Genomic DNA, 10072 nt, shown 5'->3' with positions numbered 1-10072 from the left:
TCCATGGGCGTACTCCCTGATGCCGCGCCGCTTTGATCCGGGCGCGTGGTTGGCAACAGGGATCGGCAAGAGCCATGCCAGCTCACAGGCGCGGCAATTGGCGCCGTTTCGGGCGATTTTCGCCGTGCAGGCCGGGTCATTTTGGGTAATTATGTTACCACAATCGTCTTTTTACCCATTTCGACCCGGGAGCGGCCTGTGCAGGGTGTGATCGTCTCCGATCTCGCGGACGCCGCCGCGTTGCGCGCGGACCTCGCCGTGCTGGCGCCCTATCTGGCCGGCCTGTCGCCGGAGGCGGCGGACATTGTCGGCATGATGCCGATCGGCTCGGTGAACGAGGCGCTTCTGGCGGCCCTGCCGCCGCCGGGGACCACGGTGCCCGGCAAGCTCATAGCCGCGCTGTTCCTCTGCGACCCGTTCCTCGGCGGGGCGCCGGCTGTTCGAGCGGCTGCGCGCGGCCGGCGTGAGCGGCGTGGTGAACCTGCCGAGCACCCATCTCATCCCGCCCGGCGTCTACCGGCAGGCGCTGACCGGCGCGGGCATCGAGCCGGGTGCCGAACTGGCGGCGCTGGCAGAGGCCCGCCGCGCCGGGCTGGAGGTGATGGCGACGGTCGCCTCCTACGACCAGGCGGCGCGGGCGGTCGAGGCCGGCATTGCCTCGCTGCTGTTTCATCCCGGCACGCCGACCGGGGAGGCGGCGCTTGATCTGCGGCTGGTCGAAGGCGTCGTCGCCACGCTCGGCCGCATCGCCGCCATGCCGCAGGCGCCGCGCCTGGCGCTGTACCGCCCATCCCGGCTTCGGCGCGCGGCTCGCGCCGGCGGCGGGGCTGGCGGACGATGTGCTGGACTGGGCGGTTCCCGGGCCTCGCGGCGGCGCTCGCCTCTCAGCCGAGGCCGTATAGGCGCATCTTGTTGTAGAGCGTCTTGCGGGCGAGGCCGAGTTCCTGCGCCGCCGCGCCGCGCCGGAAGCGGTTGCGGCGCAGCGCGTCGAGAATCCATTCGCGCTCGCTCTCCACCCCGGGCTCGGGCGCGGACGGTGCCGCTACGCCGGCGGGCCGCACCTTCGGCTCCGGCGCGCGGGCGGGCTCGGCGAAGCGCGGCAGCTGCGCCAGCCCGATGCGGTTGCCGTCGCACAGGATGGCCGCGCGCTCGAGCACGTTCTTCAGCTCGCGGATATTGCCCGGCCAGGCATGCGCCATCAGCGCCCGCAGCGCCGGCCCATCCACCGATTGCACATTCTCGTTCACCGCCGGCACCGCCGACTGCAGGAAATGCTCGACCAGCAACGGAATGTCCTCGATGCGCTCGGCGAGCGAGGGCACGCGGATCTCCATCTTGTTCAGCCGGTAGTAGAGATCCTCGCGGAAGCTGCCCTGCGCCACCATCGCCGTCAGGTCGCGATTGGTGGCGCAGATGATGCGCACATTGATGCGGCGCGGCTGGTTGGAGCCCAGCCGGTCCACCATGCCGGCCTCCAGCACGCGCAGCAGCTTCGCCTGCAATTGCGGTTCGAGGTCGCCGATCTCGTCGAGGAACAGCGTCGAGCCGTCCGCCTCCTCGAAGCGGCCGATGCGGGTCTTCACCGCGCCGGTGAAGGCGCCCTTCTCATAGCCGAACAATTCGCTTTCCAGGAGGTCGCGGGGCAGCGCGGCGCAGTTGACCGCCACCAGCGCGCGCCCCGCCCGCCGGCTGCCGGCATGCAGCGCCTGCGCCACCAGTTCCTTGCCGACGCCGTTCGGTCCCTGGACAAGGATGGTCATGTCGGTGGCGGCGAAGCGGTCGATCAGCTGCACCACTTCGCGCAAGGGTGGCGAGCGGCCGATCAGCCCGTAGCGCCGGCCCTGGCCGAGCACGGCGTCCTGGATCGCCTCAAGCCGGCGGCTCAGCACATTGACCGACTTGTATTCGGACGTTGCACCGGAGACCGCCGCCTCCAGCGGCAGGCGATCAATGGTCGAGCCGCCGATATAGCCGTCGGCCTGCCCGGCCTGGCACACCGTCGCGGCGTTTTCCGGCGTGTCGATCGGCCCGCCCTCGACAACGCAGAGCACGCCGGCGCGCCGCCGGCGCACCCGCTCGAAAATGTCCGAGGCATCCGCCGCCGCCTCGTCGAGGCTGACCGTGCTGGGCTGGCTCTCGCGCCCCCCGCTGTTCCAGCCGAAATTGAGGCAGATGAGATCGACGCCCGCCTCGACCATCTGCTCGGCCTGTTCGGCGGTGCGGACATAGCCGACGGCGACCAGGCCCGCCTGTTTGGCCAGCCTCAGCATCTCCACCTCGCGCGCGAAACCGAGGCCGAGGCGGGCGAGGCCGGCCTGAAGGAGCGGGTCGAGATGGATGGAGGTGGGGAAATTGGCCATGCCGGCAAAGCCGTCCTGCTGCACCTGCGCGACCAGCGCGGCCAGATCGGCGCGCGGATCGAAGGCCGAGGCCCCGAACACCACCGGCACCGAGACCTTGCCGAGGATTTCGGCGGTGGCGAAGGCGGTGACCATGGCGTTCGCGTCGTGGATCGGCAGCATGCAGGCGATGGACGGCGCGCCCATGACCCGCACCCGGCCGGCATTCAACGCCAGCAGGAAATCGGCGCCGCCGCGCTCGGCCGCCTTGGCGATCATGCCGGTGCCGATCGCTGCGCCGATGAGAAACGGCCTGGACCCGGATTTGCCGTCATGCCCCTTCAGCCAGCCGGGGGCGGCGGGGGTGGCGGGGGTGCTCCTGGCAAGGGCGGCGTGCGATCGCACGATTGGCAACTCTTCGGACAAGGGCGGGCCCGGGGGGCGGACGGCACGTTTTATCACGCTTCGGCACAGACCGAAGGCCATCCGCGCGGCAGGCCGAAAAGGGTGTTGCCAATGTCTGGAAATGTCGTACTGTACGTACAAGACTGACACGCCACCCCGTGATCGCCATGTCCAGCATCGACCGCCACTCACCGGAACCTTACTACCTCCAGCTCGTGCGGCTGGTGGAGGCGGATATCGACGCCGGGAAATACGCCGTCGGCGAGCGTCTTCCTGCCGAAACGGAGCTGTGCCGCCATTTCGACCTGGCCCGCTCGACGGTGCGTGAGACGCTGCGCAGCCTGCAGGAAAAGGGTCGGATCAAGATGGTGCCCCGCCGCGGCGCCTTCGTGGTCGATCCGCTGCAGGCCGGATGGTCGCTGCAAGTGGCCGACGGCTTCTTCGAGGCCGAAGTCGACCACCACCGACGCAATGTCGAGACGCAGGTGGTCAAGGCCGGGCTGTCGCCCCTGCCGGCGGCGGCGGCGGATGCGCTCGGTCTCGCGGCCGGCGAGGCGGGGTATAAGCTGAAGCGGCTGCGCTATCTCGACGGGCAGATCGCCCTGCTCTCGGTCAACTATCTCGTGCCCGAGGTCGCGCCGGTGCTCGACGGCAGCGACGTGCTGAGCGGCAAGGCCTCGCTCAACCGCACCCTGCGCGAGGGCGGCTTCAGCGTGTTCGGCGCGCGCCGCAGCGTGGAGGCGCAGGCCGCCACGCCGGAACTCGCCGGCTATCTGCACGTGCCGGTCGGCGCCCCGCTGCTCCTCGTCACCTCGGTGTCCTGGGGGCGCGATGAGAAGCCGTTCGACTATTACACATCCTGGGTGCGCAGCGACGTCGTCAAGGTGACGATCGAAGCCCGCGCCGCCAGCGAGTGACGCGCCCGCGCGCGCCAGAACCGCCGACGGGAATACCCGCGGCACGCCACAAACGAATGGGAGAAACGCCAAGATGACGACGATCCGAACGGCCTGACGGCCCGTCCCGCCCCCGACATGACCGACTGAGCCCGACCCGCTGCGCACCCGGTGCGCGGACCGGCGTGCCCATGCCTGCCGGTCGGCCAGCCCACGCCCCGCACACCCGCAAAGCCCGATCCCGGCGCCTGCCGCGCCGCGGCTCGCGGCTGCCAGGGATATCGCCCGCATGACCGCCGCCACGCGGCGCGGCGCAGGAGAGCGCGCGCCCGGCGCTGAGCCGGTCGACAGCCGGAATCGCCTGAAGCCGTTTCACGCCCAAGTCGTCTTACGCCAAGTCGTCTCACACAAAGACGTTTCACGCCAAGTCGTTGGAGCCGAGCACGGGCCACAGAAGCCCGCGCCGTCACAAAGGAGGACGCCATGAAGGAGCCGTTTATGAAGCCCCGTATCCCGAGGATCCACAAGGCGCTGGCCGTCGCCGCGCTGGCCGCCGCGCTCGCCCCTGCTCTCACGGCCGCGCCCGCAGCAGCGGCCGGATTCGATCAGGCGGCGCTGATCAAGCCGGTCACCAAGGCCAATCTCATCTTCATCCCGAAGGTGGTGCATCCCTGGTACGACGTGGTCGAGCAGGGCGTGAAATTCGCCATCGCCGAGTACAAGAAGGAAGGCATCGAGGTCACCTACACCTGGGATGCCCCGCCCACCGCCGACATCGACCAGCAGAACCGCCGCATCGAAACCGATATCGGCCGCAATCCCGACGGGCTGGCCGTCTCCTGCCTCGACCCTGCGACAAATACCCAGCTGCTCAAGGAAGCGGTGAAGAACAAGGTGAACCTCATCACCTTCGACACCTTCTGCGACGCGGCCTTTCCCTTTGTCGGCCACCGCAAGGATGAGGAGGACGGGCGCACCGCCGCGAACTATCTCGGCGCCAAGCTGGGCGGCAAGGGCAGTGTCGGCATTCTGGTCGGCAGCCTCACCGCGCCCAACCATGTCGCCCGCGTGAAGGGCTTCAAGGACGAGCTGGCCAAGAAGTATCCCGGCATCAAGATCGCCTTCGAGCAGCCCGACAACGACAATCTGGAACAGGCGGTGGCGATGGCCGAGAGCGGCCTGCAGGCGACGCCGGACCTTGGCGGCATCTATGGCGCCAACGCCTCCGCCCCGATCGGCGCCGCCCGCGCGGTGATCGCGGCCAAGCGCGTCGGCAAGACGCTGGTGGTCGGCGCCGGCGACATTCCCGAAACCTACCAGCTGATCGAGGACGGGGTGATCTCCGCCATCACCGCCCAGCGCCAGTGGGAAATCGGCTACTGGGCGGTGCGCTACCTGGTGTCGGCCAAGCAGAACCACACCATCCCGATGGATCACGCCACCGGCGGCTTCCTGATGACCAAGGAAACGCTCGCCAAATAGGCCTCTCCCCAGAGCACCTCTCCCCAGAGCAACTGCCCGGCGGGGCCATCCCGCCGGGACTTTCCGCCCCCGGCCTTGCGCGGATGCGCGCCCTCCCGCGCGCCGCGATGCCCGCTACCGCTCGATCCGCGAGACCCTTCCATGCGCAGCGATTTCGAAGTCCGCGACCTGTCGAAGAGCTTCGGCCATGTCCATGCCGTGCGTGGCGTGTCGCTGCGTGTCGCGGCCGGCGAGGTGGTGGCGGTGATCGGCGAGAACGGCGCGGGCAAATCCTCGCTGATGTCGGTGATCTGCGGCCGGCTGACGCCGACCTCGGGCGAGATCCGCATCGACGGGGCCGCCGTGCATTTCGCTTCGCCCAGCGATGCCCAGCGCGCCGGCATCGCCATCGCGCCGCAGGAAATCAACCTCGCCGCCGACCTCACCGTGCTGGAAAACGTCATGCTCGGCCGCCAGGTGGCCCGGCGCGGCCTCATCGACTGGCGCGCCACCGAGGCGGAGGCCCGCCGCCATATCGAGGCGCTCGATCCGACCATCGATCCGCAGGCCCGCGCCGGCTCCATCACCGTCGCCCAGCAGCAGCTGGTGCAGATCGCCCGCGCCACCGCCACCGGCGCCCGGCTGCTGATCTTCGACGAACCGACCGCCGCCCTCACCGAGCGCGAGACGGAGCGGCTTTTCGCCTTCATCCGCCGCTTCCGCCAGCAGGGCGGGCTGGTGCTCTACATCTCGCACCGGCTCGACGAGATACTGGCGTTGGCGGACCGCATCACCGTGCTGCGCGACGGACGCCATGTCGGCGATCTCGACCCGCGCACCGCCACCAAGGAGGCGATGATCCGCGCCATGGCCGGCCGCGACGTGCAGGAGCTGAACCTGCGCGCCGTCATTCCCTCCGCCGCCACGGACGAGGTGGTGCTGGAGGTGCGCGGCCTCTCCCGCGCCGGCGAATTCGCCGATGTGAGCTTCGACCTCCGCCGGGGCGAAATCCTCGGCATTGGCGGGCTGATCGGCGCCGGGCGGACGGAGACGGTGCGCTGCCTGTTCGGCGACACGCCGCGCCAGGCCGGCACGGTGAAGCTCTTTGGCCGCGAAGTCGCCTTTGCCGGCCCGGCCGATGCCATCGCCGCCGGCCTCGTCTATCTGCCGGAAGAGCGCCGGCGCGACGGGCTTTTTCCCGATCTGTCGGTGGCCGAGAACATCGTGCTGCCCAGCCTCGCCAAATTCACCAGCCGGCTCGGCATACGCTGGCTCGACGCCTTCGGCGCCGCCGACCGCTATGTGAACTCGATCCCGGTGAAGGTGCATTCCAGCCATCAGCTCATTTCCGAGCTGAGCGGCGGCAACCAGCAGAAATGCATCCTCGCCCGCTGGATGATGAGCCAGTGCCGCATCCTGATGCTGGACGAGCCCACCCGTGGCATCGATGTCAACGCCAAATGGGAGATCCAGAAGCTGCTGCGCCAGCTCGCCCGTGACGGCATCTCGGTCATCTACATCTCCTCGGAACTGCAGGAGATCATCGATGTCTGCGACCGGGTGATGCTGATGCATGAGGGGCGCGTGCGCGCCATCATTCCCACCGAGGCGGCCACGCAGGAAGACCTGCTTGGCCTCGCCATGAGCTAGCGGGCCCCGGCGATGGACACCCCCGCTTCCGGCCCGAGATCGCTGCCCGCCCCGCTGCCCGGCCCTGCCGCCGCCCTGCGTCCCGACCTTCCCCGACACGGATTGCTTGCCGCCATGCCAAAGACCACGCTTCACACGCTCCGAAGCCGGATCGGCCGCTTCGAGGCGGTCGGCATCATCCTTGCCCTCGCCGTGATGTGCGGCCTGCTGGCGCTGGCGACGGAGAACTTCGCCACCAGCTACAATCTGGCGGTGGTGCTGCGGCAGGCGTCCTTCGTCGGCATCATCGCGCTCGGCCAGACGCTGGTGCTGCTGATCGGCGGCATCGATCTCTCGGTCGGGGCGGCCGCGGGGCTGTCGGCGATCATCGGCGGGCTGCTGCTGGTGCATCTGGGTGTCGACCCCTGGCTGGTCATCCCGCTGACCTGCCTGTTCGGCTTCGTGCTCGGCAGCATCAATGGCGCGCTGGTGGCTTATGCCCGGCTGAACCCGTTCATCGTGACGCTGGCGGCGTGGGAGATGTTCGCCGGCGCGACGCTGGTCATCACCGGTGGCTCGCCGATCCGCCCGCTTGGCGCCACCTTCCAGCAATTCGGGCTCGGCGCGCCCTTCGGCATTCCCGTGCCGGTGATCGTGTTCGCGGTCATCGCGCTGGTGCTGGCCTTCGTGCTGAACCGCACCGCCTTCGGGCGCAACATCTACGCCATCGGCGGCAATCGGCAGGCGGCGATCCTGGTCGGCATCCCCGTCAAGCGGGTGGAAATGCTGGTGTTCGGCCTCTCCGGCAGCCTCGCGGCGCTGGCCGGCATCCTCTATGCGAGCCGGATGGATTCGGCGCAGCCCTCCGTCGGTGAAGGCTGGCTGATGCCCTCGATCACCGCGGCCATCATCGGCGGCGTCTCGCTGCGCGGCGGGCAGGGCACGGTCACCGGCACCGTCACCGGGGCGCTGCTGATGGCGGTGCTGGCCAACGGAATCGTGCTGCTCGACATCTCCAGCTACTGGCAGCGCGTCATCGTCGGCGCCGTGGTGCTGCTGGCCATCCTCATCGATCTCGTCCGCCGCCGCTGACGCCAACTGCGCCGCGCGCCGGACCGCCTTTCCCCACGCGGCCGACGGCATCGGCGGCGCTCACCCGAACCACAACCCTTGAGGGCATCATGAGCCTCGATTCTCTTTTCGATAGTCCCGCCCGGGGCCAGATGAAGGCGGTGCGCATCACCCAGGACCACCGCGTCTTCGTCGCCGATGTGCCGGTGCCGACGCCCGCCGAGGACGAGGTGCTGATCCGGCCCGCCGCCTGCGGCCTGTGCGGCACCGATCTGCACATCCTGCACCACGGCTTTCCCGGTTCGGTCTATCCGGTGACGCCGTGCCATGAATTCTCCGGCCATGTCGTCGCGGTGGGCCGTGCCGTCGCCGGCCTGCGCGAGGGCGACTTCGTGGCGGTCGATCCCAATGTCACCTGCGGCACCTGCCGCTGGTGCCGCGCCGGGCGGCCGAACCTGTGCCCGCACCTGTCACCGATCGGCGTCGCCCGCCCTGGCGCGGCGGCGGAATTCGTCGTCGCCCCGGCGCGCAACACCTTCCGTCTGAAGGCGGGGCTGCGCGCCGACGTGGCGGCGATGATCGAGCCGCTGGCCTGCGTGCTGCACGCGGTCGACTCCTCGCAGGGCGTCAAGGACCGCGACGTGCTGGTGATGGGCGGCGGCACCATGGGCCTGCTCATCGCCATTGTCTGCGACCTGTTCGGCGCCGGACGCGTCACCATCGCCGACCCTTCCCCCGCCAAGCGGGCGATCGCGGCCCGCGCGGGCATGGCCAACAGCGTCGATCCCGCCGCCCTCGGTCCTGACGGAGCGCTGGGGGCGGCCTGTTTCGACGTGGTGTTCGAGGCGGCGGGGGTGCGCCGCGCGCTGGAACAGGCGCTCGACCATGTCGAGAAGACCGGCGTGCTGGTGCAGGTCGGCGTCCACGACGCCGAGGCCCTGGTCGGCATCAATCCGTTCCGCGTCTACGAGCGCGAGCTTCGCATCATCGGCTCGAACTCGCTGGCCGACAAATTCCCCGCCGCCGTCGAGGTCATGAACGACATCGCCGACCGGGCGGCGGTGCTGATCGGCGACACCTTCCCCGTCTGGGAGTTCGCGCAGGCCGCGCAGGCCATGGCCGGCGGCACCGGCATCAAGACCCAGCTCGCTTTCCTCTGATCCGCGACTTCATCGCACATCGTGAAACAGGAGACCCACGTGGCCAACCGCTATTCCACCAGCTACCGGATGAACCGCATTTTCCGCGAGGACCGCGCCGCCCTCGTCGTGCCGATCGACCACGGCCTGGTCTGGGGCCGGGTGCCGGCGTTGGAAGCCCCGGTCGAGGTGATGCGCCGCTTCCTGCCCGAGGACATCACCGGCTTCATGGTCAGCACCGGCATCGTTAAGGCCAGCGAGGTGCTGCTGGCCCGCGCTCCTGCCATGTCGCGCATTCTTGCCATCGACGCCTTCTGGCCCACCTCCGCCCCGGCGACCGGCACCGGCTGCCTCGTCGCCAGCGTCGAGGATGCGGTGCGCATGGGTGTGGACTGCGTCAAGCTGCTGCTGCCGTGGAACGTGGTCGATGAGGAGAAGGTGAATTACTGCCAGCGCATCGGCACGGTCGTGTCGGAAGCCGCCAAATGGCACATTCCGGTGATGGTGGAGCCGGTGTTCCTCAACACGCCGCGCTCGCCGGAGATCATCGAGAAGGAGCTGGAAGTGGCGCGCGTCGGCTATGACCTCGGCGCCGACATCATCAAGATCACCTTCCCCGGCCCGGACGCCACCGCCAAGCTCTGCGCCGAGCTGGACATTCCGGTCGTGGTGGCCGGCGGCCCGCTTTCCGGCGACAGCGCCTCGACGCTGCGCGACGTGAAGGACGCCATCGACGCCGGCGCGCAGGGCGTGGTGGTCGGGCGCAAGGTGTGGCAGCGTCCGCCGGAAGAAGCCGCCGAGGTCATCGCCGAGATGGCGCGCATCACCCGCACCAGCTTCAGCCGCCGCTGGTGAGAGCATTATGACAGGCGCCGGCCCGGGAGATCCGCCATGATGGAACGCCTGTGCGGTATCGACATCGGCACCACCAATCTCAAGGTGGTGCTTATGGACGAGGCTGGCGCCTGCCGCTGGAGCCGCACCCTCCCCACGCCGCGCATCGCCTTCCGCGAGGGTGTCGCCACCGATGCCGAGGCCCTTCTCGCCGTGGTGGAGGCGCTGGTGATCGAGGGATGGCGCGCGACCGGCGCGGGTCGGCCCCTGCGCGCCATCGCCGCCACCGGGGTCGGCG

At 69.5% G+C, this 10072-nt stretch carries 8 protein-coding genes and 2 pseudogenes; 9 read left to right on the top strand and 1 reads right to left on the bottom strand.

Features of this window, described 5'->3' with window-relative positions:
* Together ACP2AH_RS13030 and ACP2AH_RS13025 are read left to right on the top strand one after the other, a co-directional pair.
* The coding region (locus ACP2AH_RS13030; RefSeq protein ID WP_425106192.1) for a hypothetical protein at positions 1-211 on the top strand (211 nt) is incomplete at its 5' end.
* 225 nt (positions 212-436) lie between these two features.
* Positions 437-679 (top strand): annotated as a pseudogene (locus ACP2AH_RS13025) (phosphoenolpyruvate hydrolase family protein); the annotation flags it as partial.
* Between the two features lie 205 nt (positions 680-884).
* On the opposite strand, the gene ACP2AH_RS13020 reads toward ACP2AH_RS13025, so the two are convergent.
* Complete coding sequence (locus tag ACP2AH_RS13020; RefSeq protein ID WP_425106191.1) at positions 885-2744, bottom strand: phosphoenolpyruvate hydrolase family protein; 1860 nt, start codon at positions 2742-2744, stop codon at positions 885-887.
* Positions 2745-2911: 167 nt separating this feature from the next.
* On the opposite strand from ACP2AH_RS13020, the gene ACP2AH_RS13015 reads away from it, so the two are divergent.
* The 7 genes and pseudogenes from ACP2AH_RS13015 to ACP2AH_RS12985 form a co-directional block, all read left to right on the top strand.
* A complete protein-coding gene (locus tag ACP2AH_RS13015; RefSeq protein ID WP_425106190.1) occupies positions 2912-3661 on the top strand; it encodes a GntR family transcriptional regulator in 750 nt (249 codons plus the stop codon).
* Positions 3662-4138: 477 nt separating this feature from the next.
* On the top strand, positions 4139-5122 hold the full coding sequence (locus ACP2AH_RS13010; RefSeq protein ID WP_425106189.1) for a substrate-binding domain-containing protein: 984 nt from the start codon (positions 4139-4141) through the stop codon (positions 5120-5122).
* A gap of 141 nt (positions 5123-5263) precedes the next feature.
* On the top strand, positions 5264-6751 hold the full coding sequence (locus ACP2AH_RS13005) for a sugar ABC transporter ATP-binding protein (RefSeq protein WP_425106188.1): 1488 nt from the start codon (positions 5264-5266) through the stop codon (positions 6749-6751).
* 114 nt (positions 6752-6865) lie between these two features.
* A complete protein-coding gene (locus ACP2AH_RS13000) occupies positions 6866-7822 on the top strand; it encodes an ABC transporter permease (protein WP_425106187.1) in 957 nt (318 codons plus the stop codon).
* Positions 7823-7911: 89 nt separating this feature from the next.
* On the top strand, positions 7912-8961 hold the full coding sequence (locus ACP2AH_RS12995) for an alcohol dehydrogenase catalytic domain-containing protein (RefSeq protein ID WP_425106186.1): 1050 nt from the start codon (positions 7912-7914) through the stop codon (positions 8959-8961).
* Between the two features lie 39 nt (positions 8962-9000).
* Complete coding sequence (locus ACP2AH_RS12990; protein WP_425106185.1) at positions 9001-9795, top strand: class I fructose-bisphosphate aldolase; 795 nt, start codon at positions 9001-9003, stop codon at positions 9793-9795.
* Between the two features lie 36 nt (positions 9796-9831).
* Positions 9832-10072: pseudogene (locus tag ACP2AH_RS12985) on the top strand (hypothetical protein); the annotation flags it as partial.

Source organism: Ancylobacter sp., assembly GCF_965249975.1.
Taxonomy (GTDB): domain Bacteria; phylum Pseudomonadota; class Alphaproteobacteria; order Rhizobiales; family Xanthobacteraceae; genus Ancylobacter.
This window is presented reverse-complemented; position numbering and strand designations above follow the sequence as displayed.